This window comes from Sphingobacteriales bacterium, assembly GCA_016706405.1.
Taxonomy (GTDB): Bacteria; Bacteroidota; Bacteroidia; order Chitinophagales; family UBA2359; genus BJ6.
This window is the reverse complement of the sequence record JADJJT010000001.1, coordinates 1,160,047-1,186,781: the sequence shown is the minus strand read 5'-3', so window position 1 is coordinate 1,186,781 and position 26,735 is coordinate 1,160,047. Positions and strand designations below refer to the sequence as shown.

The following is a 26,735-nucleotide window of genomic DNA, read 5'->3' as shown; positions in this document are numbered from 1 at the left end:
ACACCTACCACATTACCGCTTCTTTCCGGATGGAAAAGAAAAAAATCCCTTGCAAAAAAAATATTAGACTTCTTTCATAATTGAAAATTATATAAAGCTGCGATTAGATTTAGTCTTAATCCATATCTTTTTCGCCTGTTTCTATATTTTTCAGATAGGATTCTAAATATTTTCAAACATCTAATCACATTTTCTACAAGAACTCTACTGGCTGATATTTTGCGATTTTCTTTTTTATCCTCTTTTGTCAAAGGGTTTTTCTTAGAGCGTTTTTTAGGAATTTCTGTGTTTTTATGACGCTTATCCAATCCTTTATAGCCTGTATCAGCTTGAACTTTTATTGTGTTATGAATGTAGGTTCTACTCTCTTTGAACCCAAATTACGCGATAGGATTTTTGGGGTTAAAGTCGATGGGGTAATCCCAAAGAGCGGCGAACCATTTTCGGCGTTTTTTGGTGAGTGCTATTTTGAGTTTTAAAATTCCGTTTACTTTTTCAAAATAAGCACCAATAGCAAAGACTCTGTATCTGAGCGTGGATAATGTTTTTTGGGTTTTTTCTTGTAACACAAAGAAGCGGAACAGGGACATGAGATTATAAGCAATCATCACAAAGATTAGTGCTGCTTCTGTTGCAAAAAAACCTTTTAAATTAAAACTTTCTGCTCCAAAATCGTTCTTGAGTTCTTTTATTCGGTTCTCGGCATCGCCTCTGGCTCTATAGCTTCTCCAAATGTCGGTGGCACTATGTTTTAAATTGGTAAAATAGGCTGAATATCGGTAGCTTCTATGCAGTTCGTTTTCGGGAAACAGCGAAAGTATTTTTCCGGGTGCATTAGGTCTTTGCTGAATTTTTTGCCTCACAATGACTATTCTTCTTTCCTGTTCCCAGTTACAAGCTTTGTAGGTTTTGCTGCATATTTCTATGCCGTCATCTACCGAAACCCACGCCTGGTGGCTGTCTATGAGGTGTTGTATTGGGTGGGTAAACTTGGCGGCAACGATGTAATCTAAGGTGTTTTGTTCTAAATAATCTAGTACTTCTTTTTGACAGAACCCACTGTCTAAACGTATTAGTCCTACGGTTTTATCTCCAAAATTAGATAATGTTTCAGCCAAAAAACCTACAAAATTATTCGCCGAACTACTGTCGCCGCTCCGTAGCCAAAAATTGGCTACCATTTTTACCTCGTTTACAAAGGCAATAATTGGGTGGTGGCTTAACCTGTCTTTTTTCTTCGGATTATAGCCTTTTTTTGCACCTTCCTGTTTGCCATAACGGGTCATAATCGTAGAATCAATATCTAAGGTAAAATAGTCAATATTCAAGTGCTTGAAAAACCAACTAAAAAAATGTCTCCCAACTTTTTGATTGGTTGATTGGGTAAATTTGCCAAAATACCGCTTATAGGCATCTTGCCCCGGAACTGTTCTCCAGTTGAATATTCTTGCCAGTGTTTTATCATTGCGGGTAAGTTCGGTGTGCATAAAGCGGTTGGCTCCGCACCATATACTTGTTATAAATGCCTCTATCAGCACCCCTAAACTATGACCCCGATTTGAATTCTGGGTCGGTAAAGCACTACAACTTGAAACTTGCTCGCCAAAGCCAATTTTTGACAACATTTGCCGCAAAAATACCATGCCACCCCAAGGCGTAATCTCTTTGTTGGTAAAGGATATATCGAATTTCATACGCTTACTTTTTCTAACGCTACGCATTAGAAATTTAGCAACAAAATTAATACTTTTTTTCTATTGCGGAATCCGGGTTGAATAACCGATAGTCGTGTTTTTTGCCATTGCCCTGAATTACGGATATGATTTCTTTAGTAGTCTTATCTACCACCACTTGACTTTTTATGGTATGCCTTTTCTTTTTCCCTGAATAATATTTTCTTTGCTTTTTTTTGGTCGCTCAATAGGGCTTTCTGCTACATCTATCAAGACAACCTCAAAGCTATCTTCGCTTAGCAAGCGTTTTTTGCCTTTCAGATGAAACAACCCACTTTTAAGTAAGGTCTTTTCTAGGCCGGTAATAATACGCCAACACTGCGCTTCGCTAACTCCAAATGTCTTGGCAATGTGTAAATAGGTTCGGTACTCTCTATAGTACATCAAGAGCATTAATACTTGATTTTCCATACTCAATTTTGGCTTCGGACCGCGTTTAGCCCCTGTAACTTTATGAGTAGACTGGGGAGCTAAGCGTAGCGCCTCATCAGTCATTTCCTTAAACAAATCTTTACCGACACCTACTAAACGCTTAAATTCGCTCGGTGAACTATTTTCTATATCTTGCCATTTCATGCTCAAAGTTCGCAATTCTTTGGGTAAATACAAAATAGCTTATAACCAATATGAATTACGAAAGAGGTCTATTCTTCTTTGCAGGGGGTATCTGTTACTATGGGGCGGGTTACCGCAACAAGGAAATATTGCCTTTTCTATTTGAGTAATGCCTTAAAGCGTTATTAAAACAATACCCCTATTTTACCCCCAAAACAAAAATTGCTATGTGGGGTAGTAGGGTATTTTTGTTTTTGCTCTTTAGGGCTGAGTTTAAAAAAGTAATATTGATAACTAATATCCAAACCTAAGGTTAAACGATTAAAAAACCGCAACTGTGGCTCTATGCCCGTATTTATGCCAAACTGCGATTTAAAACCATTGCTGTTTGATAACACATCTTTAACTACAACATCTTCGGCGTTGGTGTACATTTCATGCCCATTATAACGGTAAACGCCCCCTGCTTTTAGGTGTATATGGGCGTATTTTTTGTTGAATACCCGGTGTTTGTAGTTTAGGTGAATGGCACTTGCGCCGCGTTTAATAATGGACAGGGGAATTTCTATTTTGGGCTGCTTATAACCAATAAAATAACGAAAATACCCTATTTGTATGCCACTTTTGTTTTTATTAAAATACCGGGTATAAAAATAATTAAAGTCATCAGCACTATGCCAGTTTACAAAATTTGGGATGTCATACCTCAATGGTTTATTATCGAAAAAATAAATGCCCGTGTAACCAATTTCTATTTGGTTTTTGGGGTGCTGGGCGTAACTATTTATTAAGCACCATAACCATAGTGCTGTTATTATTACTATTTTTTTCATGGCTATTACGGTTTAACAAATTTAACAATATGGTTGCCGCTTTGCACAAAATAAACCCCCGCAGGTGGGTGTTGGTGGTTATATGGCTTACATTAATAAAATAATACATAATGTTTGATTGATTTATAAATATTACGTGAATTCGGAGCTAAGCTATAAAAAATAGGGGGATTAGTATAGTTGATAGGAATAAAAACAGGAGCATAGTTATCTTTGTAGTGTCCAAAACTGCAAACAAATACTACCCCCTGTTTTATGAAGTCCAAAGATACAAAATTTGATGTGTCCATGTTATTTGAATTATTTTTTTTGTAGATAATGCCTGTTTGCTGATGCAACAATGGGTTGCTCAGCATTGGCTTAGCGAAGGTAAAACAATGCCACGGCCTCGTAGTGTGCCCAAAATTTCGGAAAGTGAGATACTTACGATTCTGATTTTCTACCACTATTCGGGCTATAAATGTTTTGAATATTACTATAAAGCATTGGTTTTGAATGACTTAAAGACCTATTTTCCTACTGCCCCATCCTACAACTATTTTATAGAGTTAATAGAACGGGTTGCTCTTCCTATGGCGATTTTAGCCAAATTAACCTGCCAGCAAGCAGAAAAAACAGGAATTTATTACATAGATGCCAAAGCGCTACCTGTTTGTGACATGCTGCGAGCCAAGCAACATAAAGTTTTTGCTCAAACCGCCTCGAAAGGAAAATCTTCTATGGGGTGGTTTTTCGGCTTTAAGCTCCACCTGATAGTCAATCACAAAGGACAAATCGTGGACTTTGCTTTGACTACAGGACAGGTGGCAGACAATAGTAAAGACCTCTTAAACAAGCTATTAGAGAAAATATCAGGCACATTGTTTGGCGATAAAGGCTATTTGACTACCTTATGGAACAACTTTTTTGAAAAAGGACTAAAAATAATTACCAAGGTCAAAAGAATATGAAAAACAGACTAATGTCTTTAGAAGAAAGGCTCTTATTGAAAAAAAAGACCTATGATTGAAGCCATTAATGATATTTTGACCTCGGTTTTTGACTTAGAACATACCAGACACAGAAAACCACAGAATGCTTTTGTCCATATAGTCGCTAGCTTGGTAGCCTATCAGTTTTACCCCAATAAACCTCAAGTAGATCTTGCTAAAATTTACTAAGTAAATCTCCGAACTCACGTTAAATATTGTAAACATAATAAAAAATGCGGTATAAACGGTAGCTTATACCGCATTGTATAGCTAATATATAAGTAAACAAACCCTAAAACAATACCCCTATTTTACCCCCAAAACAAAAATTGCTATGAGGGGTAGTAGGGTATTTTTGTTTTTGCTCTTTGGGGCTGAGTTTAAAAAAGTAATATTGATAGCTAATATCTAAACCTAAAGTTAAGCGATTAAAAAACCGTAGCTGCGGCTCTATGCCTGTATTTATGCCAAACTGTGATTTAATTGCGTTAAAATTACTATACACATCTTTGACTACCACATCTTCGGCATTAGTATAGGCTTCATGTCCCTTATAACGGTAAACGCCCCCTGCTTTTAGGTGTATATGGGCATATTTTTTGTTGAATACCCGGTGTTTATAGTTTAGGTGAATGGCACTTGCGCCGCGTTTAATAATGGACAGGGGAATTTCTATTTTGGGCTGCTTATAACCAATAAAATAACGAAAATACCCTATTTGTATCCCGCTTTTGTTTTTATTAAAATACCGGGTATAAAAATAATTAAAGTCGTCAGCACTATGCCAGTTTACAAAATTTGGTATGTCAAAGCTTAATGGCTTATTATCGAAGAAGTAAATACCCGTGTAACCAATTTCTATTTGGTTTTTGGGGTGCTGGGCATAACTATTTATTAAGCACCATAACCATAGTGCTGTCATTATTACTATTTTTTTCATGGCTATTACGGTTTAACAAATTTAACAATATGGTTGCCGCTTTGCACAAAATAAACCCCCGCAGGCAGGGTGTTAGTGGTTATATGGCTTACATTAATAAAATAATACATAATGTTTAATTGATTTATAAATATTGTAAACATAATAAAAAATGCGGTCTAAACGGTAGCTTATACCGCATTGTATAGCTAATATATAAGTAAACAAACCCTAAAACAATACCCCTATTTTACCCCCAAAACAAAAATTGCTATGAGGGGTAGTAGGGTGTTCTTGTTTTTGCTCTTTAGGACTTAGTTTAAAAAAGTAATATTGATAGCTAATATCTAAACCTAAGGTTAAACGATTAAAAAACCGCAACTGCGGTTCTATACCTGTATTTAGACCAAACTGAGAACTAAAATGATTACTATTAATTAAATAATCCTTAGCTACGGCGTCCGGTCCATTTGTGTACATTTCATACCCGTTATAACGGTAAACACCCCCTGCTTTTAGGTGTATATGGGCGTATTTTTTGTTGAATACCCGGTGTTTATAGTTTAGGTGAATAGCGGTGAAAGCTCGTCCTATACAGGTAAGAGGTGGTTCAGTTTTAAACAATTTCATATAATCACCAACATAAAAATTATAAAACCCTATTTGTATGCCACTTTTGTTTTTATTAAAATACCGCGTATAATTATAGTTAAAGTTATCAGCACTATACCAATTTGCAAAATTTGTTTTATTAAATCTCATGGGCAGATTATCGAAAAAATAAATGCCGGGATAACCAATTTCTATTTGGTTTTTGGGGTGCTGGGCGTAACTATTTATTAAGTACCATAACCATAGTGCTGCTATTGTTACTATTTTTTTCATGGCTATTATGGTTTAACAAATTTAACAATATGGTTGCCGCTTTGCACATAATAAGCCCCCGCAGGCAGGGTGTTAGTGGTTATATGGTTTATCCCTGTCGTAATATTTGGTGTTGCCACCTTTTGCCCCAAACTATTATAAATTGTAAGGCTTTGTAACGGTGTATTATCTAATACCTCAACTATTAAACAGTCGTTTACAAGGGTATTTACCAACTGCCAATTGTATAGAGCTTCAATAGTTGGTGGCATTGCTGTTTTATTGCTGTTTTGCAAGCAGTTTTCTAAACCAACCGACCAGCTATTGTTGTTGTTGCCTCCAAATACAATACCGCCACAATCGTCAAACTCAAATATATAACTCGTCGTAATATTTGAAGCACTGCTATAAACTACAATTGTTTGCGAACTATACCCAAGTGGTAAACTGCCAAAACTTGTAACAGTTAGAATATTATTGGTAAACCCGTTTGTGCTCGATAAACTATATGTCCATGTGGCAGGTATAAACGACCATGTAAATTGGCTGCCCTCCAAATCAAACGCTTCATAAACATAAGGGTAGTTTAACTGGTTATTGCATATATTAAACTGCCCTTTTACCGCACCAAAACAAATATAAGGCGCACCTATGCCCACAGCATGCCAAGCCATAGCGGTTTGTTTGGCCTCGTTGCTACAAGCACCATATAATTTTTCGGCGGCATTTATTGCCCCCGTGCGGGCATCGGAATAATCGCTCTCGCTGTCTAACTCGTCCGTCATATTATTAAAAGCAATAAGTGCTGCTTTATTTAAACCAATACCTTGAACGGTAATATTTGTTGTTGGGTGAGTGCCGCCCATTGCCAATAAATAAAACCAATAGCTTTGAACACTGCAATTAACATGCACCCCGCCATGGTCAAAACTACTTGTTGGGTCTATCCAATGGTTGGGTTCTTGGTAGGTTAGCGGCTGAATGACCGTAGCCGTGTTTTGTGGCGAATTATAGGGGTCGCTCAAAAAACGAAGAGGTTCGGCATGTGTGCCACTCACCCAATCCGGAAATGGGCTGGGTTCTTGCGGGTCAATGAATAAGGGCGAAGCATAGTGTTCAACCATTTCTCCAAAAATATCGCCAAACGATTCGCCAAGGGCACCGCTTTCGCCTTCATGGGGTAGTTCAGAGGTGTGAGAAATAACGCCGTGGGTGTATTCGTGTCCTGCTACATCTAACGAAGCCGAATATATTCCGTTTGATGAGCCAAATTCAATATAACTATGATTCTCATCAATAACCGGTCTATATACTGCACCCTTGTCAAAATTAGAATTAGCAAGTACCAATATTATTTCCTCGCCGTTTCCATCCAAACTTTCGTGGTTATAGGGAGGGGCTTTAAAAAAATCCCAGGCTTGTTGCGCACACCAATGGGGGCGGGTGCCCAAATTATTGGTTATGCCCCAGTTGCCATCCGGATTATCTATATGGTCAAGTTCACCAAAATCAAAATCGAAAACGTCATACGTTCCATATCTGGTTCGTATGTCGCGCCCGTTGTCGTTTGCCTCTAACCTAAAATTATTAATAAAGCCACCGCACCATTTGGTATCTATATCTTGTTCGCCATAGTGGGGCAGGGTGGCTGTTCCGTTTTGGCAGCTATTTTCGGTTATTTTGCAAACTGCGTTTGTGTGGGCATTAATATACACAGTTTGGTCGCTAAATGGAGTTATGGCGCATATACTAAACTGCCAAGCCAATATATAATTTGCAGCCAACAGTGGGTCGCCCTGTAAATGTATTATTTTAAGTTTGCCGGTGGGGTAGTAAGTGGCGGTAGAGTCGCCGGTTATCTGTTTTAACCAATTTTCACTTGCCGTATCTTGCCATGCGTAGGCGGTGGCACCAATAGAATCTAAAGCGGCATTTAGGGCATCAATTTCGTCGTACTCGGGCTGGGTGATTAAGTTTAGACCCTCAATTAGTTGTCCATGTGCCAGTTCAACGCGACAGTTGAATAGTTGTTCGGTATAAATGCCGTTTTCAACAGGGACATTTCTGTAATGCTGGCGATAACGTTTGTATTCGTAGCCTAACTCGTCTGTCCATGTTTTGTAGTTTTGCATTACATCATCATTACCCAAGCCCATAGCTGTTTTGTAGGTTGTAAATAAATCGTTATTGTATAAGTCAACCGATTGTTTAAAAAACAGCCAACCGGCAGGGTCTCGTCTATCGCATAGGTTTTGCATAGTAGTATTGCCAGCTTGTAAAGCAGTTGGAACAAAATTTTGCCCCAACACCTTTTGCGGGTAGTTACTAAGCGCAATAAATAACAACATATATAAAAGGTACTTATACCCCCCCCCCCATATATGTAAAAGTGAATAATGTGTTGGTTAATTTGCCAACAAGGCGTGTGCTGTATTGAAACAGCGGTTTGTTTTTGTTAGGCATAATTCTAAAAATTTAAAAATGAAAATTATATTAGTTAGCGGCAAATTTAACGCATTTTTTATTTAGTTGCAAGGGGTGTGGGTAAAAATAATGCAACTACTCAGGTACTCAAACAGGTTGGCAATCAAGCCATTAAACATCTATAATAGTGCAATATTATTGTAATTCCGTATTTGATTTTGACCTTCCATGAGATTTATTCAAAAATTGACACAAAAGTTGAAATAAAATACAATTTTTGACTTAAAAACTAAACAAAATTCAAAAAATAGACCTGGGTAGTTACAAAATAATGTCTTGAATTTTGATTTTTGTGATTAAAGGATTAGCAGGCTTTGGTTAGGATTTTACCAACCACTTACCACCAAAATTTTACCCATGATGACAGGGTTTTTTTCTTCTTCTTCTGGATTGTTTGGCGTGAAATGGTAGTAATACATGCCTTGGGCTAAATTATTGGGTAAATTGTAAGCATTATATCCGGATGGGATAGCGGCAACCGACCAAACCAACTGCCCCAGTGTATTGTACAAAGCCAACTGCCCCGCTTGGGGCGCGTGTATATTAACCGAACCACCCAGCGCAACCATGTTTGGAAACAAAGCCCGCTCACCCGGCGGCTTGTAGCGCGTAGCGCCTTTTATGGGTTGGTAATTAAAGGTGTCTATGGGGTTGGTGGTGGTATCTATCAGGGTGTTGCAATCGTATAAGGCAGTATCGAGCAGGGTTATTAAAATGGTATCGTAGGTATCTATTTCAGGATTATCGTTATAGTAAATATGCGCTATATAATAGGTGGGTTCGGTGGGACATACACTCACCCACTTTTTATTTTGCTCGTTGTTGTAACCCTCCGGAATACTACTCCACGATATAGTAACCTCCTTGGTATTGATACTGCTATATGGCTCAATCCATAAAACCGTACAAGTATTGGGGCATAAGGCAGTTTGCTCGGCAAATATGGTACTTACATAAAGGTTGTTTATATATATCGGCGATAGATTGTCAATAAACAAGACAGCAGATGTATCTATATCTACTTCGCGTGTTTGAAAACGTATATAAGTATAAGCAGCATTAGGTACAAACTCAACGGTTTCTTTAAACCATTCATAAGGGGGTATAGGAGAAGTTTCATCGCCACGGGTGCGCCCTACCCATAGTAATTGTTCTTGCTGGCAACTATCTTGCCCTGCCCAAATTTCAATGCCACATTCTGAAGAACTTTCTGAATGAGCCCAGTCATTGGTAAACATAGTAAATTGGTGAGGGGCATTAGGTACAAGGGGAGTTACTAATTGCTGGCCAAATGATTCAAAACATACTACCCCTGGAAAGCCGTAACAATGTATGTTAAACTGAATCCCTGCGAAACTTGCCCCATGTTGAGGCACAAGAAAAAGCGATTCACCAAATATATCGGGGGTTTCATTACAAAAAAACCAACCAGGGGCTGTAGTACTTAATTTTGGGGGACCTTCAAACGAGGGATTAGTAAACGGTATTATGGTTTGCCATAACAAGCAAACATAAAGTAAATTTGTCATAATAATAAAAAAATACATGGCGTGTTTGGCGCGCCATGTATTACAGCTTAAAAACTAATGAACAATAAATTTACCTTTAGCTATGGTGCCGTCTGCTAAATTAGCAATATATACATACATGCCCGCATTTAAACTGTTTTTTACTACCATACTATTGTTGGGGCTAGTTTGGTATAAAATACGCCCGTCTATAGCACTAATGGTTATTTGTTCTATAGGGGTTTGTGGCGTAGCTCTAAACACTATAGCAGCACCCCATTGGTTAATGGTTAGTTGTGGCTTTTGGGTAAGTGCTGTTTGTTTTTTGCCACTATAATTACAATCATCAAAATAAACTGGCGGTTTATGTAATAAAGCGGCAGTTTGGTAGGTTGCTGGTCCGCCTTCGAATGGGCAATAATTAGCCATGGTTTCAAGCGTGGCTATAGTGTTGGTGCCATAACCGCCCTCGGTGGTTTGTTGTAATTGGCTAAGTATTATAGTATATAGTTGCTGCAAATTGCCCTCTTGCAAATTGGTGGTTGTAATTGCGTTAAGGTTGGTTTCAAATGCTTTTAACGTCTCTACAAAATTGGTTTTATCGCTTGTTTCCAAATAATTGCCTAAATCATACATCCAATCGGTTAGTTTGCCTATGGGTTCTTGTTGCAGTTTGGCATAATACGCACTAATTATATCGTTGTTGGTTGTTAATTCGGGGTAGCGGCGCATCATTCTATAACTATTATAATTGTCCCACCATATTTGTTCTTCTACATATACTTCGTAGCTTTGTTTTTGTTCGGCGTAGTTTTGTAATATATCAGCCCAAATAGCCATATTAACCGTATCGTTTGGGGCAAAACCGTCTATCTCAATATAACATGCGTCATCATTTGGCAACCATGGGATAGGCAGGATACTTGGAATAGAGATAGAGGGTGTTGTAATCGCACTACTTATTCCATCAAAAAGCGACGGGTTAGGGTTAAAGGCATTTATAGGCGGTATTGTTGAAAGCCATATTATTGGCGAAAGACTCCCATTGATAGAATTATAGGCGTAACAATCACTCAACGAATTACTGGTCCATTCATTATAGCAGGGTATATCATTTAAAATACTGCCTTGCATACCTACAATACCTGCATTACCCAAACCAAATCCAACGACATTTTCGTGAAGAATATTATTAAAAATTTCGCATTGCATATTATTTGCCTGCCCCGAAAACCCTTCGCCTAAACCCTCTAACCAGTTTGATTTTATAAATCCGCCTGTATTACTTACTATTTTTACCCCTGCCGAAGCTAAAAAGTTGGCAGACTGCCCATCTCCAATTACTACATTGTGGTATATATAAGGTAAAATAGATGAAACCACCGTTATACCCGCACGGGCAACAGATTCGCAATAATTTACATGAATTTCATTGTGTGATATACTTAGGTTGTCTATACTTACACACACAATACCTTGTGCGTAATCGTCTATATAATTATGATATATATGATGCTGCGGTGGTTGTTCGTTTTCTAACATGCCAATATCGGCTATGCCAACAATAGCACCACCCGAACACAAATTATTGCCAACTATACCATTGCATTGCACTAATGCAGTACTTAGTTCTGTATTGTTTAAAAATATGCCAAATTTTGCATCTATGATATTATTATGCGTTATGGCTATATTTTTGCCATTAATACTCCTACAAGTAATTGCTTTATTGGCTATAGTTGTAAATTTGTTTAGTATAATTTCAGTATCAACGGGGCGGCTTATATAAATGCCATTATAGCAGTTGTTAAAATAGTTTTCGTGGGATAAACTACCAATTTCGACCCGCGAATCTAAACTGCCGTCATCGGCTTCTACTTTAATAGCCGCTTTTACTTCAAAATTGGGGTCGTTTACTATATCCGGATATATATTGTCGAATTGGTTATATCTTATTATAAGCTGCGAATTAATTGCATAAATGCCAATTTCGAGATTGTCGAAATAATTCATATTGAGTAGCTGATTGCTACCTATCAGTATATCATTATCAACATTATCGCATTCTATACCAATAGCTACTCGTTGGGTAGTAAATGGGCTGTCGGTATGAGGAAAAATTAAGTATTTAGTGCCAAAGCCCGGATGTTTTGCTAAAGGAACTAAGGTTGATTGAAAATGGTTGCTTATGATATTAACCATTGCGGGCTGGCTATAATTTTCTAAGCGTATATGCTTATAATTATGGTCGAAAATGTTGCCAACAATTTCTAAATCTGCGTTGCTTTTGCCATATACGGCAATTTCGGCATCGTGAATATTTGACTGATTCATTGTTAAAGCAGTAAAAATATTTGCCCGAATACCTTGCCACATATCATTGTGGCAAGCAAAAAGGGTAGAGTTGTTAAGTATTAACTTACTTCCGGCCCCCATGATATTAATTACCGCATCGGTTGCCATTTTAAAATTGCAATTATTAAACGTAACAATACCCGTTATGGTTAAGGTGCCATTAACACCAATATCTTGATTGGTGTAAGTGCCGCCATTTAAAACATCGTTACTCCAAGTAATATCAATGCCCGGACAATGTAAATTTTGCTGCCCCTTTGCTGTTGGGCTACTACCCATAAATCCAATAAATAACAACATATATAAAAGGTACTTATACCCCCCCATATATGCAAAAATAAATAATGTGTTGGCTAATTTACCAACAAACGCCTGGCTGTATTGAAACAGCGTTTTGTTTTTGTTTTTGTAACACATAATTTTTAAAATTTAAAATGAAAATTATATTAGTTAGCGGCAAATTTAACGCATTTTTTATTTAATTGCAAGAAATTCATCATAAAAAAATATTCTGTGCAACAAAAGGCGGTGGTGCTCCTAACAATGTGAATTAACTTGCTTTTTTTTAGTTTTTTACTGTATCTTTGCCTTGCTACTACAACTTTACTATAAAGCACGCAAATAATTAAAACATAAATGTATATAATATGCGACTAATTTTCACCTTATTTTTTGTTCTTCTTTTTAGTGTTAAAATAAAAACGCAAGCGCAACCAACTATAACGCTAACTGAATTTGCCAGTGGGCTAACAACAGTGGTAGATATTACCAACTGCGGCGACGAACGCTTGTTTGCGGTTCAAAAAGGGGGAAAAATTAAAATTGTAGATTTGAATGGCAATGTTACCGCAACGCCTTTCTTAGATATAGACCCGAAGGTTAAAAGCAACGGCAACGAACAAGGCTTGTTGGGTTTGGCCTTTCATCCGGATTATGCTACAAATGGATATTTATATGTGAATTATACCCGCGAAACAGATGCCGCCACAGTTGTTGCCCGCTACGAACGCGATCCAAACGACCCCAATAAAGCACTTCCGGATAGTGAACTTATTTTGCTTGTTATAGACCAGCCTTACTCGAACCACAACGGCGGCTGTATAAACTTTGGCCCAGACGGCTATTTGTATATTGGCATGGGCGATGGCGGTAGCGGCGGCGACCCTGATAACTACGCACAAAATCCACTTGAGCACTTGGGCAAAATGTTGCGAATAGATGTTGATAATGGCAACCCTTACGGTATTCCAGCATCAAACCCTTATTACGGCCAAACCGATACTTTACCAGAAATTTGGGCACTTGGCTTACGCAACCCTTGGCGCTTTAGCTTTGATGCGCTTTTGGGCGATATGTGGATTGGAGACGTGGGGCAAGGTAACCTCGAAGAGGTAGATTACCAACCTGCGGCCTCAACCGGGGCTATAAACTACGGTTGGCGTTGTAAAGAGGGCACTGCTACCTATAATGCAGGCACATGCGTAGGTCTGGGCACACTTACCGACCCCGTTTTTGAGTTTTCGCACGCAAACGGCAATTGCTCCATTACGGGTGGGTTTGTGTATAGGGGGGTGCAGTTTGGCGATATGTATGGTTATTATTTAGTAACCGATTATTGCTCGGGGCGCTTTTGGGCTTTATACCCCGACGGCCCGAACAGTTTTGACAGCTACGACTTGGGCGTTTTTAATACTTACCAATATGTTGGCTTAGGCGAAGATATTTATGGCGAGTTGTATATTGCCGGACATAGCAGCAATAAAGTTTATAAAATATCAGAAGCCAATGACTGTAACCCTATTGCCCGGATAATTTCGCCCGGAGGGGTAGTTTGCGAGGGCGACTACGTGTACGCACAAGCAGGTAAAGGTTTTACTTATACTTTTTATGTAAATAATGTAGCACAGACACCACAATCCGACCCATTTTATCCGGTTTTACAAGGTATAAATTCCTATAAAGTTAAAGTTACCAATACTAATAATTGTTCAAACACCTCGAGTGCCATCTTTATAAACGGAAAAGATACACCCTCGCCAGTAATAAGCGGGCCAACCGAAGCTTGTTTGGGCGTAACTGCTACCTACTCGGTCGAAAACAAAGCGGGTTTTATTTACCAATGGACGGTAACAGGCGGCACTATTGTATCGGGGCAAGGCAGTTCAAGTATTGTGGTAAACTGGGTAAGCTCAAATGGTACTATTGACGTAGTTGTAACCAACCCATAGTTTGTTTGCCTATTTAGTTAGACGTTTTTTAAAACGCGAACCATTATTTTATTGTTGGCGCCACGCATGGTAGCACCAAATTTTGTTTTCTAAGCTGTACCCGTTTTTTTCAAACAGGGCGCAGGTGGCGGGGTTGTGTTGGTGCGTTACGGTATAAACTTTTGTTATGCCCTGCTTTAACAACCATTGTTCGTAATAAGTAATTAATTGCTGCGCAATGCCCTGCCGCTGTGCTTTGGGGCTAACGCTCATAAGTTCGTTGCTGCCATAAGTATTTGTATTTTCATTAAGGGCAATGCAAACCATACCTAAATATTGTTCTTCGTGTTGGTAAACAAATATTTTTTTGCCTAAATTAAGGGCGTTTTGCGGCCAAATTGCATACATCTCAACAATTTTTTGACGGGATAAACGAGGGTCAAAATAAAAACGCGAAGTTGGCGCGCAAAGCTGACATAAATTTGTTAATTCTTTGCTTGCCGTTGCTTGTTGGTAGGGCAAAATTTTGGAAACAGGTGTATAGGACGGCAAAACCTGTAAACTTAATTGTTTGGCGTAGGTTTTTCTGATGCCCGTTAATTGTAGCGTATATCCGGATAGAGAAAAACCTGCTACAGTTGAGGCCGAAAAAATAGGCGAATCGGCAAAAATATAGACCAAATCTATATTTTTTTGCTGCAATAAGGCCAAAGCATCCGGATAAGTTAAGCCCTCGCGCAGTAATTGTTTGGTTGAAACCTGGGCAATTTGGCAACCAAAAAAAATCGCTGTCCCAAGGCAAAAAATCATACCAAGTAGCCATTGAAATAATAAATAGACATTAGTGATTACGCTTGGGTGATTCTTGAAATTTTAATCGCAGGTGATTTGAATATGGGTGTGCTGGTTGGGTAAAAAAAAGAAATGAACATTATATAAATCAATTTCGTACTGTTTACACTCCGGAAAGCCCATATCGAAGGCAAATACGCCTCCTGCATTAGCATGGGTATAAGATAAAACTTGTTGGTTTAGCACTAAAGCCACCAAACTATGTGCGTTGGTTGCGCCAACAATACGTATTAAACTGTTAAGGGGTTGCAACTCTGTTTGACTTGCTAACGCTACTGATTTTTGGGTTTCTAAAATATTAATTGGGGGCAATTTTTCTTGCCACTCTGTTAAAGTTTGCTGTAGTTGGGCAACATTGCGGTTTAACAATGCTTGGCGCAGTTTTGCCAACAAATTGGTATAGGCATACGAGCGTTTAAATAAAACCTCTTCTTTTACGGCCACTCGTTTAAAGGTATCATAAACTTGCTGCCAAAGCCCCCATGTGTCCGGAAAAAGTAAATCTATATTTTCGTTGTGCTGCTCGTTATTTCCTTTTAAAAATTGTTTGAGTTGCAGGAATAGTTTTTTTTCGTTAGCCGTTAAATTATTCATTTTAGTAGTTGTTAGTGGCCGATGTTTTTGCTTATCCGGATAAAACCGGGGGCAGCTGCGTTAAGCTATCAATAAGTTTTCGGGGTTTGTTTGCAGGTAATTTTCTTGTAAATTGCCGTAGGCATCGGTTTGTAATTTAAGTAAATTTTGGTAAACACCGTTATTTTTTGCTATTAAATCGTTGTGCGAGCCTTCTTCAACAATATGCCCTTTTTCGAGCACATAAATACGGTCGGTGTGGCGTATGGTTGCCAAGCGGTGGGCAATAATTATGGTAGTTCGGTGCTGCATAAGTTGGGTTAATGCTTGTTGAACAAGGTGTTCGCTTTCGGCGTCGAGCGAGCTGGTAGCTTCGTCTAAAATTAAAATATCCGGATTTTTAAGAATGGCGCGGGCAATGGCAATGCGTTGGCGCTGCCCTCCCGACAGTTTAATACCCCGCTCGCCAACTATCGTATTAAAACCATCGGGCAATAGCTGAATAAATTCGTAGGCATTTGCCTTTTTAGTGGCTTCAATTAATTCGCTTTCGGTGGCATTAGGTTTTCCGTACAAAATATTTTGAGCAATGGTGCCGCCAAACAACAATACCTCTTGTGGCACTAAGCCGATGTTTGCCCTTAAACTGCCCACATTAAACTCATTAAGTGGCTGGTTGTTAATAGTAATTTGCCCGTTTGTGGGCTCGTAAAAACGCATCAATAATTGCACAATAGTACTTTTTCCGGCACCGCTGGCACCTACTAAAGCAATTTTTTGTCCGGGTTCAATATGTAAATTTACCTGTTTAAGTACGGCAACATCGGGTCTTCCGGGGTATTCAAAACTAATATCTTTATAAATCACTTGTCCTTTTAACGAGGGGCGCACGGCTGCTTGGGCAATATCAACATCTTCGGCGGGTATGGTCAATATTTCTTTAATGCGTTCCGAGGCTCCAATAGCTTTTTGAAACTCGCCATACAAAGCACTTGTGCCGGCAATTGAGCCACCAATAAACATGGTATATAAAATAAAACGCAACAGTTCGCCAATATCAAGCGAGCCCGCTTGTACCATACTTGCCCCTACCCAAAGCACCAATACAATGCCACCAAAAACGGCAGTAATTAAAAAAGATACAAAACCACCCCGAAAACGGGCTTCGTATAGGGCAGCATCAACGGTTTGCACCATTGTTTTGCGGTACCGACCAACCTCGAACCACTCGTTGGCAAACGATTTTACGGTTTGAATGGCTTGTAAAGTTTCTTCGACAATAGTATTGGTTTCGGCAAGTTTATCTTGGGTGGTGCGGGCTAAATTGCGGATGCGTTTGCCCCAAAATATGGCCACTATAATAGCCAACGGCAGGGTCGAAAGCATTATCAAAGTTAGTTTTATAGAAGTAAAAGCAATAACAAAAATGCCTGCAATGATGGTGGCTGCCTGCCTAAATAACTCGGCTAAGCCATTTGCTAAAGTGCCTTGTAGTTGGGTAACATCGCTTGATATTCGGCTGGTAAGCTCGCCTACGCGCCTATGCTCAAAAAATGAAATGGGCAAAGCCACCAAACGCGCGTACAAGGCTTGCCTAATATCGGACATGGCTTGTTCGCTAACCCGCGCAAACAGCCAAATGCGCCAAAACGAAAAAATACCTTGTAAAGCCAATAATATCACTAACAGCCAACCAATTTGGTAAACCGTTAAGGGGGCTTTACCCAAAGCCGAGTCGGCCAGCATACTGGCAAGGTAAGGAAACAATAAAACCGTAGATGTTGATAAGGCTAAAAATACCATTCCTAAAAAAAATATGCCTCTATAAGGCCAAACATAACTAAAAAGGCCGGCAACATCGCGGAGATTTGCCTTTTTTTTAGTGTCGGCTTTGGGATTTTTAGTATCGTTGTTGGCAGCGAAGTTACTGCTGTCCGAAAAACTATTTGAACTCATATGGGGGCAAAATTAGGCATTAAATTCCGGATAAACGGGCAAAAAATGCCGGCTTAACAATGTTTAAACAAATAGAAATATTAATTTATGATAAAACAATATTTATCCGGATAAAAATTTGCGCCCAATACCGGCGGTTTAAGTTTAATATCCGGAAGATGCTAAAGAAACAGACAGGGCAACAATATCCGGATAAAAAACTAATGTACGTAAATTCACAGAAGTAACGTATCTTCATGCCGCAATTTGTCAGCAATTTATTTATGATTACGGTAAAAAAAACCTATGTTTTCGACCCAATTAAAGACCTAATAGGGCAGGGAGGGTTTGGAATGGTGTATAAAGCCCGCGATTTAAACCTTGGACTTGAGGTGGCTATTAAAAAATACTCGGGCAATTTGCCGGCCAAGTACAGCCTGTTTGAAGAAATTAAACGCGCCATTAAACTAAACCATCCTAATTTGGTGCGTTATTACGATGCTTTTGAGCTTGAAGATACAACGGCGTTTGGCGATAAAATTCAAGTAGGAGTTTTAGAGTATGTAAATGGCGGCGATTTGTTTGCCCTGCTGCAAACTAAACCCTCAACGGCCTTGTTAGAACAAATTTTTACCGATATTTTATACGGTTTGCAATATTTGCACCAACAAGGCATTATTCACCGCGATTTAAAACCCGAAAACATATTAATACAGCGCGAGGGCAGCGGCCAGTTAATTCCAAAAATTGCCGATTTTGGAATTAGCAAATCTATAGACGGCAGCAATGCTGCTTCTACTGCCAGTTCGGCGGCTTCGTCGCTGGTGATAGGCTCGGTTGAATACATGTCGCCCGAGCAGTTTAACGTGCAACGCTATGGGATAAATGGGCAGCTACACACTAATTTAGACCTTTGGTCGTTGGGGGTAATTATGTGCGAGGCGTTTAGCGGAAAAGCTCCGTTTGGCAAAAGTACCGAAGGCGTGCCGCGAGACGAAATTATGCGCAATATTTTAGAAACTGAGATTACCGCCGCCAAACTCGACGAAAAAATACCTCCTCGATTTAAGGTCGTTATACAACGCTGCTTGCAACGCTACGCGAAAGACAGGGAAAAATCGGTAGCCGAATTGTTGGCGTTGTTAATGCAACCCGCTGGCGTGGTAAACTCGCAAACAATTGCCTTTGCCACAACCCAATTGCCAAATACAACTAATAATAGCAACGACAGTTTAGAAACACAACAAATTGATACAGGAAATCAGATAACCGCAAATAAAAATAGAACAATATTTCCGTATGATGAGCCAATTTATCCGGAAAAAAAACCTACAGGCTCCAATAAAAATAACACTACTTTTCCCTCAGCAACTACAGCCAATTTTAGTTTTAAAAACTGGTTTGGCGTAATTGTGCCGTTAATTACTTTTTTATTAGGTTATATTTTGTTTAACAGCAAACAAACCTTGTTTGGCGGGCCAACTTACCAATACATGTTGGCAGCGGCAATTAGTTGCGGTTTGTTGTTGGCAATTAACGTTTTATCTATTGTGTTGCCGCGCCCCCGCCATTGGTTTGAGTGGCTTACTTATGCCGTTTCGGGCTTGTTGCTGTTGTTTTATACCGGCGAGGCGTGGCTCAAATACCGCTATGCCGCTGCGGGTGTGCCATTTAATTTTGCCGAACATGGTTTTGCATTTAACTATCCGGTGGTATCATTTGCAGTTATATCAATAGCTACGGGCCTTAGTATTTTTAGCTGGTGGCGAGGGCAAAAAAAATAATAGGCAGACAAAAAAACGACTCTGCATAATTTTTAGGCTAAAAAGTTGCTTGTAAAATTTAAACTTTCTACATTTGCACCATGCTTTGTTAAACATAGTGATGAAGAAAAAATATACAATACGAATTAGAGTTTGGATTGATGAGGAAACCGGCCCCTTTTTAGGGATAGGGCGAGTTATACTTTTAGAAAAGATTAAAGAAACCGGATCTATAACTAATGCTGCAAAAGCAATAAAAATGTCGTACCGGCAAGCATGGCAATTAGTTGAAGACATGAATAAACGCTCAAACCTTCCGTTGGTAGAAAAAATATTGGGCGGCAAAAATGGAAGTGGCACTATATTAACAACCGAAGGGGAAAGGGTAATAAGTGAATTTCATAAACTTGAAAAAGAGATTAAAAAGTATGTAGAACTAAAATCGAAAAAGATTGCCCTGTGATTTGAGCAGATAATTTCACAAAACGATAATAGTGTAATTTTTTTTATATATCACTATTCCCAAAAAAGCATAGTGTAATTTAAACAAAATAAAAATAATAAACATGAAAAAACAACTACTACTTTTGGCAAGTTTGATACCTGTTCTTGCCTTTGCACAAAATCCGGAAACGCCTAAAAACAATATTCCGGACAGTTTAACGACAAAAATATTTCATCTTGGAGAGGTTGTAATAACTGCCAGCCATAAGGATGAAATGACAGGACGAATAACTAAACAGCGTATGGAAGCTCAAAATAAATTCGAAGTTTCGCGCACTTTAAATATGCTTCCCGGAATAAATCTCACTGCCTCTGGCCAACGCAACGAGTCAATGGTTTCGGTGCGAGGATTTGATTTGCGGGCAATACCTGTTTACATGGATGGAATTCCGGTTTACGTGCCCTATGATGGGTTGGTAGATTTAGCAAGGTTTACCACCTTCGATTTAGCAACAATTGATGTTTCAAAGGGTTTTTCTTCTATGCTTTATGGTCCAAACTCTTTAGGCGGAGCAATTAATTTAATTTCGAGAAAACCGGTTAAAAAATTAGACTATGATGGGGCAATAGGAATGATTAACAAAAATGGTTTTAGAGGCAATATAAATATAGGTTCTAATTTTAATAAATTTTATTTTCAAGGTGGTTACTCTTATTTACATCGAGATTCTTATAAAATGTCAAATGATTTTAAGCCACGCGCTCATGAAAACGGTGGTGAGCGCGAAAATTCATATCGAACAGACCAAAAAATAAATTTAAAATTAGGATGGACACCAAACAAAAACCATGAATATGTATTGGGGTATATTAATCAACAAGGAGAAAAAGGAACACCAGTGTATGCCGGAGACGACAAATCGAATTCACTTTATTCGAAACCGCGTTACTGGCAGTGGCCTAATTGGGATAAAGAAACCTATTATTTTTTATCTAATACCAAATTAGGGGCAAAAGACTATATTAAAAGTCGCATATATTATGATATTTTTAAAAATTCGCTTAATAGTTATGACGATTCAACTTATACCACACAAACAAAACCGTATGCTTTCCAAAGTTGGTACAACGATTATACCTATGGCGGCAGTATTGAATATGGCACAACCATTATTCCGAAAAATGAATTGAAATTGGCAGCACATTTCAAAGAAGACATTCATAGAGAAAATAATTTGAATGAACCCGTAAGACGCATTGAAGATAACACTATAAATATTTCCCTCGAAGATGTATTTCGAATAAACGAGAAATTTATACTCATTCCCGGAATTGGCTATAATGCCCGAAAAAATATTGTTGCCCAAGATTATAACAGTAATTCTGGCACAATATCTGACTATCCGGAAGCAGGAACAAGCACCGCTTTGAATGGCCAGTTAGGTATATTTTATTACTTCAAGAAAAATCATAAACTGAGCGCAACAGCCTCGCGGAAAACCCGATTTGCAACAATTAAAGACAGGTATTCCTACCGAATGGGAACGGCCATACCCAATCCGGAATTAAAGCCCGAAACAGCCGACAACTACGATTTAACTTACGAAAGTAAATTCTTTAAAAAACTGAGTTTCCAAACCTCTCTTTTTTATAGCCATGTTACAGACGCAATTCTTAGCGTAAGCAATATTCAACCGGGTAAATCACAAATGCAAAACACAGGTTCGGCAGAGTTTATGGGCGTTGAGATGGCTGTAAAATACGACATTTTGGAAAATATTTTAATGGGTGCAAACTATTCTTACATCGAAAGACATAACCTAACAAACCCAAATGTTCTTTTTACCGATGTTCCTTACACAAAAGTTTGCTCTTATTTACAATATAAACCAATAAAACAAATCCGGATAATGTTAAACGCAGAGTACAATTCCTTACGGTACAGTACAAGCTACGGAACAAAGGCCCCCGAATTTACGGTTTTCAACACCATGATAGCTGGCCAAGTATGGAAATATATTAGTGTTGAGGCTGGTGTAAACAATATTTTTGATAAAAACTATATGCTAACTGAAGGCTATCCGGAAGAGGGTATGAACTTTTTTATGACCTTGCGATTTTTCAACTATAACTAAACCATCTAACAATTAAATAAATCTCAAATAATTAAAACAAAACATTATGAAAAAAATAATATTATCCTTTATGGCCTTTGCCTTCGTTATTGTATATAGTGCTTGTATGAACACCGAAGCAAACCATTCGGAGCATCATGGAAAAGATGCGAGTAAAACGGCAAACAATATGGGCGCATCCAATTTGTGTATGGTGCCGATACCACCCGAAGATAGTGCTAAATACATCAGTAAGCAGCTAATTGTAAAGGGAGATGTTGAAAATCAGCTTACCTTAACAGTGAATTCGCTTCAAAATATGAATGTGGCCACCATTGAAAACTTTACAGTAGTTTGCCAAAGCGGAGCGAGTATGAAAGAAAATAAAACTTGTAAAGGAGTTTTGTTGCGAGATATTTTGGAGCAGGCAAAAATAGCCCAAATTAATCATAAAGACCGAAATTTTTATATTGTTGCCCGCGCTACCGATAATTATAAAGCAACTTTTTCGTGGGCCGAAATATTCAATAATCCCACAGGCGATAACGTTTATGTGCTATTTGAAGAAAACGGCCAGCCTATAAAGGCGCAGGGAGAAATGATTTTAATTTGTAAAAACGATATTAAACCGGACCTCGCCATGTTTATTGGTTAAGCAGCATAGAAGTGCACCGGGTAGATTGAAAAGCACATTTACGTGGTTTTGCCCAACTCAGAAGGTTATAACTGCTTGAATTTTTTTTTCAAAGAAAAAACTTTTCCGGAGGCGCATGGCCGCAAAAAGATTCTTTTTTGGGGCGGGCAAAACCTAAAGTGAAACTTCTTAAAACTCGGCACACGTTTATACAACCGACTGACAGAACTACAAGCGGCTTCTTCACAAATTTAGCGCCTTATTGTTTTACAAATTTACAAGCAGTTGCCTGGTTTTGGTTTGAAATTTGAATGGTGTAAATGCCGTTTGGTAAATTTTTTACATTGATTTGATTATTGACAGAAGGTAAATTTAGTAGCAATTTGCCTGCTAAGTAAAAAATTTGAACCCTTGCATTTTCTATTCCGGATAGATACAAAACTTCGTTTGTTGGGTTGGGGAAAACCTGAACGGCAGCGGGGTTGTTGGTTATTGAAACGGCGGTATTGCTATCATCAAGTTTAGATACTCCGGCGCCAGTGCCAAACCATTTGTTTCCTTCCGCATCAATGGCAACGGAAAAAACGATATTATAGGCTAAACCTTCTGCGGTGGTATAGGTCGTCCAGTTGGTGCCGTCAAATTTCAATACACCTCCCCCAAAAGTTCCAAACCATTTGTTTCCTTCTGAGTCAACGACAATAGAGTTAACTTCATTATGGGCTAATCCGTCTTCGGTGGTATAATTAGTCCAGGTGTTGTCATTAAGTTTAGATACCCCATCATCTGTTCCAAACCATTTATTTCCTTGGGCATCAATGGCTATGGAGTTAACTTTATTAAATAAACGTGAGTTCGGAGATTTACTTAGTAAATTTTAGCAAGATCTACTTGAGGTTTATTGGGGTAAAACTGATAGGCTACCAAGCTAGCGACTATATGGACAAAAGCATTCTGTGGTTTTCTGTGTCTGGTATGTTCTAAGTCAAAAACCGAGGTCAAAATATCATTAATGGCTTCAATCATAGGTCTTTTTTCAATAAGAGCCTTTCTTCTAAGGACATTAGTCTGTTTTTCATATTCTTTTTGACTTTGGTAATTATTTTTAGTCCTTTTTCAAAAAGTTGTTCCATAAGGTAGTCAAATAGCCTTTATCGCCAAACAATGTGCCTGATATTTTCTCTAATAGCTTGTTTAAGAGGTCTTTACTATTGTCTGCCACCTGTCCTGTAGTCAAAGCAAAGTCCACGATTTGTCCTTTGTGATTGACTATCAGGTGGAGCTTAAAGCCGAAAAACCACCCCATAGAAGATTTTCCTTTCGAGGCGGTTTGAGCAAAAACTTTATGTTGCTTGGCTCGCAGCATGTCCACAAACAGGTAGCGCTTTGGCATCTATGTAATAAATTCCTGTTTTTTCTGCTTGCTGGCAGGTTAATTTGGCTAAAATCGCCATAGGGAAGAGCAACCCGTTCTATTAACTCTATAAAATAGTTGTAGGATGGGGCAGTAGGAAAATAGGTCTTTAAGTCATTCAAAACCAATGCTTTATAGTAATATTCAAAACATTTATAGCCCGAATAGTGGTAGAAAATCAGAATCGTAAGTATCTCACTTTCCGAAATTTTGGGCACACTACGAGGCCGTGGCATTGTTTTACCTTCGCTAAGCCAATGCTGAGCAACCCATTGTTGCATCAGCAAAAAGGCATTATCTACAAAAAAAATAATTCAAATAACATGGACACATCAAATTTTGTATCTTTGGACTTCATAAAAACAGGGGGTAGTATTGTTTGCAGTTTTGGACACTACAAAGATAACTATGCTCCTGTTTTTATTCCTATCAACTATACTAATCCCCCTATTTTTTATAGCTTAGCTCCGAATTCACGTTAAATAATAGTCCATTTGTGGCATAAGTTATCCAGATATTGCCGTCAAATTTCGACACCCCGCCCCAAGTTCCAAACCATTTATTTCCTTGGGCATCAATGGCAATAGAGGTAACATTATTATCGACTAATCCATCTGAAACTGTATATTTCACCCAGGTATCACCATCGAATTTAGATACCCCTTTTGTGGTCCCAAACCATAAGCTTCCCTCTTCATCAATGGTAATAGAATTTACTTTATTTCCGGCTAATCCATCTGAGGTAGAATAAGTTATCCAGTTGGTTCCGTCAAATTTCGATACACCGCCACCATCAGTTCCAAACCATTCGTTTCCTTCCGCATCAATGGCTATGGAATAAACAGTATTGTGGGCTAATCCGTCTTTGGTTGTATAAGTTGTCCAGGTGGTACCGTCAAATTTAGACACCCCACTGCCATTCGTTCCAAACCATTTATTTCCTTCGGAATCTATGGCTGTGGAGCGAACGAAATTTAAGGCTAATCCATCTACGGAATAGGTTGTCCATGTGGTTCCGTCAAATTTAGACACCCCTTTCGAAGTTCCAAACCATAAGTTTTCTCCAGCATCAACAGTTATCAAAAGAATATTATTATCAGCTAATCCGTCTGAGGTGGTATAAGTCGTCCAGATAGAACCGTTAAGTTTAGAAACACCTTTCAAAGTTCCAAACCATTTATTTCCTGTTGAATCTATGGCTATTGAGTTAACATCATTATCTATTAATCCGTCTTCAGTTTTATAGGTCTTCCAGGTAATATCGTCAAATTTCGACACCCCATCGTTAGTTCCAAACCACTTGTTTCCTTGTGCATCTATGGCTATGGAATTAACCCAATTATCAGTTAATCCTTCTTTGGTAGTATAATTCGCCCAGGTAGTTCCGTCAAATTTCGACACCCCTTTTGTAGTCCCGAACCATAAATTTTTTTCGACATCTATGGCTATTGAATTAACATAATCATTGACTAATCCGTTTGCAGTGGTATAAGTCGTCCAAATAGTGCCGTCAAATTTCGACACCCCGCCGCCATAAGTTCCAAACCATAAACTCCCATCGGCATCTACAGCTATAGATTTAATTTTGTTAGCTGCCAATCCGTCTGCGGCGGTATAGGTCGTCCAAATAGTGCCGTCAAATTTCGACACCCCGCCACCATAAGTTCCAAACCATAAATTTCCTTTGGCATCTATGGCTAAAGAGCTTACAAAATTATCAGCTAATCCGTCTTCGGTGGTATAAGTCGTCCAGTTAGTACCATCAAATTTCGACACACCATACCAAGTTCCAAACCATTTATTTCCTCCGGCATCAATACCAAAGGAGAAATTTGCATTGTTGCAAAGTGTTGTCGAAGTGTTAGCCGTGGTATAATTTGTAAAAACTTGCGCGTATGTTTGGCTCGAAAAAAGAGCAGTCATGCACAAAAAAACAGTTGTTATAAATAATGTTTTTTTCATAAATGTTCTTGTTTATAAGTGGTTTTCTAAAATTAATTTATACTATAATTTCGTTATAACTACTTGATAATGCGTTATTTATTGCATGCTTAATTATCAATTCTTAATTCTTCATTCTCAATTAGTACGGTACTCCTGCCCGTATCGCTTTTCGGCATTCTCAAGCTATTCTGTTTAAAAAAATACTTGCCGTTAACAGGTCAGTTTTTTTTTATATTTTAAAAGGTTTATTAGTTTTGGTGCGTCCTACAAAAGTACATTAAAATTAAAGACAAAACAAAAATTTGTTAAAATATAATTTTATTTATAATACATTGCTTCAAATGGGCTATGGCTTGCCGTTATACATGAACAAACCCAATCAATCCAAAGGGATTTTATGTTTTTTAGAAAAGCCAAAGGTTCGACCCCAAACGGGGTCGTATAAAAACCGAATACAATCTGTTCTATAAACATTTGAACCCTTCAGATTCTTACATGTTGAAATTACCAATGAATATACGTGTAAATAAGAAGAGATTTAATTTCCGGAAAAGGGATGGGATTTATTAATCCGGAAAAAATAAATGCGATATTATCCGGATGTAAACAGGTGCTTCTTCAAAATTTATCCTA

At 38.4% G+C, this 26,735-nt stretch carries 22 protein-coding genes and 2 pseudogenes; 7 read left to right on the top strand and 17 right to left on the bottom strand.

The features are described from left to right. Positions 1 to 74: 74 nt before the first annotated feature. The 5 genes from IPI59_04555 to IPI59_04535 form a co-directional block, all read right to left on the bottom strand. Positions 75 to 308 carry a transposase gene (locus tag IPI59_04555; protein ID MBK7526823.1) on the bottom strand — a complete coding sequence of 78 codons (234 nt, stop codon included), beginning with the start codon at positions 306 to 308 and terminating at the stop codon, positions 75 to 77. A gap of 72 nt (positions 309 to 380) precedes the next feature. Then, positions 381 to 1,694: an IS1380 family transposase gene (locus tag IPI59_04550; GenBank protein MBK7526822.1), complete on the bottom strand. Its 1,314-nt coding sequence runs from the start codon at positions 1,692 to 1,694 to the stop codon at positions 381 to 383. A gap of 46 nt (positions 1,695 to 1,740) precedes the next feature. Continuing rightward, positions 1,741 to 1,863: a hypothetical protein gene (locus IPI59_04545; protein MBK7526821.1), complete on the bottom strand. Its 123-nt coding sequence runs from the start codon at positions 1,861 to 1,863 to the stop codon at positions 1,741 to 1,743. Beyond that, positions 1,860 to 2,309, bottom strand: a complete 450-nt coding sequence (locus IPI59_04540; GenBank protein ID MBK7526820.1) for a transposase family protein — start codon at positions 2,307 to 2,309, stop codon at positions 1,860 to 1,862. The genes IPI59_04545 and IPI59_04540 overlap by 4 nt, the downstream gene beginning before the upstream one ends. Before the next feature lie 164 nt (positions 2,310 to 2,473). Next, positions 2,474 to 3,121: a hypothetical protein gene (locus IPI59_04535; GenBank protein MBK7526819.1), complete on the bottom strand. Its 648-nt coding sequence runs from the start codon at positions 3,119 to 3,121 to the stop codon at positions 2,474 to 2,476. 332 nt (positions 3,122 to 3,453) lie between these two features. On the opposite strand from IPI59_04535, the gene IPI59_04530 reads away from it, so the two are divergent. Then, positions 3,454 to 4,071, top strand: a complete 618-nt coding sequence (locus IPI59_04530) for an IS982 family transposase (protein ID MBK7526818.1) — start codon at positions 3,454 to 3,456, stop codon at positions 4,069 to 4,071. A gap of 313 nt (positions 4,072 to 4,384) precedes the next feature. Here the strand turns inward: IPI59_04530 and IPI59_04525 are convergent, their stop codons facing one another. The 5 genes from IPI59_04525 to IPI59_04505 all read right to left on the bottom strand — a co-directional run bounded on the left by IPI59_04525 (position 4,385) and on the right by IPI59_04505 (position 12,522). Further along, positions 4,385 to 5,032 carry a hypothetical protein gene (locus tag IPI59_04525; GenBank protein ID MBK7526817.1) on the bottom strand — a complete coding sequence of 216 codons (648 nt, stop codon included), beginning with the start codon at positions 5,030 to 5,032 and terminating at the stop codon, positions 4,385 to 4,387. A 210-nt stretch (positions 5,033 to 5,242) separates the two neighbouring features. Next, on the bottom strand, positions 5,243 to 5,896 hold the full coding sequence (locus IPI59_04520; GenBank protein ID MBK7526816.1) for a hypothetical protein: 654 nt from the start codon (positions 5,894 to 5,896) through the stop codon (positions 5,243 to 5,245). Positions 5,897 to 5,901: 5 nt separating this feature from the next. After that, complete coding sequence (locus tag IPI59_04515; protein MBK7526815.1) at positions 5,902 to 8,223, bottom strand: M4 family metallopeptidase; 2,322 nt, start codon at positions 8,221 to 8,223, stop codon at positions 5,902 to 5,904. A gap of 462 nt (positions 8,224 to 8,685) precedes the next feature. Further along, a complete protein-coding gene (locus IPI59_04510; GenBank protein ID MBK7526814.1) occupies positions 8,686 to 9,888 on the bottom strand; it encodes a hypothetical protein in 1,203 nt (400 codons plus the stop codon). Between the two features lie 54 nt (positions 9,889 to 9,942). After that, a complete protein-coding gene (locus tag IPI59_04505; protein ID MBK7526813.1) occupies positions 9,943 to 12,522 on the bottom strand; it encodes a T9SS type A sorting domain-containing protein in 2,580 nt (859 codons plus the stop codon). 347 nt (positions 12,523 to 12,869) lie between these two features. Here IPI59_04505 and IPI59_04500 point away from each other — a divergent pair, with 347 nt between their 5' ends. Further along, positions 12,870 to 14,450 (top strand): PQQ-dependent sugar dehydrogenase, encoded by a 1,581-nt coding sequence (locus IPI59_04500; protein MBK7526812.1) that lies wholly within the window; start codon positions 12,870 to 12,872, stop codon positions 14,448 to 14,450. A gap of 48 nt (positions 14,451 to 14,498) precedes the next feature. Here the strand turns inward: IPI59_04500 and IPI59_04495 are convergent, their stop codons facing one another. The 3 genes from IPI59_04495 to IPI59_04485 all read right to left on the bottom strand — a co-directional run bounded on the left by IPI59_04495 (position 14,499) and on the right by IPI59_04485 (position 17,810). Beyond that, complete coding sequence (locus IPI59_04495) at positions 14,499 to 15,239, bottom strand: GNAT family N-acetyltransferase (GenBank protein MBK7526811.1); 741 nt, start codon at positions 15,237 to 15,239, stop codon at positions 14,499 to 14,501. Between the two features lie 63 nt (positions 15,240 to 15,302). Further along, a complete protein-coding gene (locus IPI59_04490; GenBank protein ID MBK7526810.1) occupies positions 15,303 to 15,875 on the bottom strand; it encodes a hypothetical protein in 573 nt (190 codons plus the stop codon). Between the two features lie 60 nt (positions 15,876 to 15,935). Beyond that, positions 15,936 to 17,810 (bottom strand): ATP-binding cassette domain-containing protein, encoded by a 1,875-nt coding sequence (locus tag IPI59_04485; GenBank protein MBK7526809.1) that lies wholly within the window; start codon positions 17,808 to 17,810, stop codon positions 15,936 to 15,938. 59 nt (positions 17,811 to 17,869) lie between these two features. Between IPI59_04485 and IPI59_04480 the strand changes: the two genes are divergently transcribed. The 5 genes and pseudogenes from IPI59_04480 (at position 17,870) to IPI59_04460 (ending at position 22,794) form a co-directional block, all read left to right on the top strand. Next, positions 17,870 to 18,037: a hypothetical protein gene (locus IPI59_04480; GenBank protein MBK7526808.1), complete on the top strand. Its 168-nt coding sequence runs from the start codon at positions 17,870 to 17,872 to the stop codon at positions 18,035 to 18,037. 36 nt (positions 18,038 to 18,073) lie between these two features. Continuing rightward, positions 18,074 to 19,573, top strand: a complete 1,500-nt coding sequence (locus tag IPI59_04475; protein MBK7526807.1) for a serine/threonine protein kinase — start codon at positions 18,074 to 18,076, stop codon at positions 19,571 to 19,573. Positions 19,574 to 19,673: 100 nt separating this feature from the next. Then, the gene (locus IPI59_04470) at positions 19,674 to 20,015 is read left to right on the top strand and encodes a winged helix-turn-helix domain-containing protein (protein MBK7526806.1); all 342 of its coding nucleotides are present in this window, start codon (positions 19,674 to 19,676) and stop codon (positions 20,013 to 20,015) included. Positions 20,016 to 20,118: 103 nt separating this feature from the next. Further along, the gene (locus tag IPI59_04465) at positions 20,119 to 22,131 is read left to right on the top strand and encodes a TonB-dependent receptor (GenBank protein ID MBK7526805.1); all 2,013 of its coding nucleotides are present in this window, start codon (positions 20,119 to 20,121) and stop codon (positions 22,129 to 22,131) included. A gap of 70 nt (positions 22,132 to 22,201) precedes the next feature. Next, a pseudogene (locus IPI59_04460) lies at positions 22,202 to 22,794 on the top strand (molybdopterin-dependent oxidoreductase). Between the two features lie 209 nt (positions 22,795 to 23,003). Here the strand turns inward: IPI59_04460 and IPI59_04455 are convergent. From IPI59_04455 to IPI59_04440, 4 genes and pseudogenes are all read right to left on the bottom strand, one after another. Further along, positions 23,004 to 23,393: a T9SS type A sorting domain-containing protein gene (locus IPI59_04455; GenBank protein MBK7526804.1), complete on the bottom strand. Its 390-nt coding sequence runs from the start codon at positions 23,391 to 23,393 to the stop codon at positions 23,004 to 23,006. 218 nt (positions 23,394 to 23,611) lie between these two features. Next, positions 23,612 to 23,833: pseudogene (locus IPI59_04450) on the bottom strand (IS982 family transposase). A gap of 16 nt (positions 23,834 to 23,849) precedes the next feature. Next, complete coding sequence (locus IPI59_04445; protein ID MBK7526803.1) at positions 23,850 to 24,137, bottom strand: transposase; 288 nt, start codon at positions 24,135 to 24,137, stop codon at positions 23,850 to 23,852. A 468-nt stretch (positions 24,138 to 24,605) separates the two neighbouring features. Next, on the bottom strand, positions 24,606 to 26,120 hold the full coding sequence (locus tag IPI59_04440) for a hypothetical protein (protein MBK7526802.1): 1,515 nt from the start codon (positions 26,118 to 26,120) through the stop codon (positions 24,606 to 24,608). Positions 26,121 to 26,735: the final 615 nt, after the last annotated feature.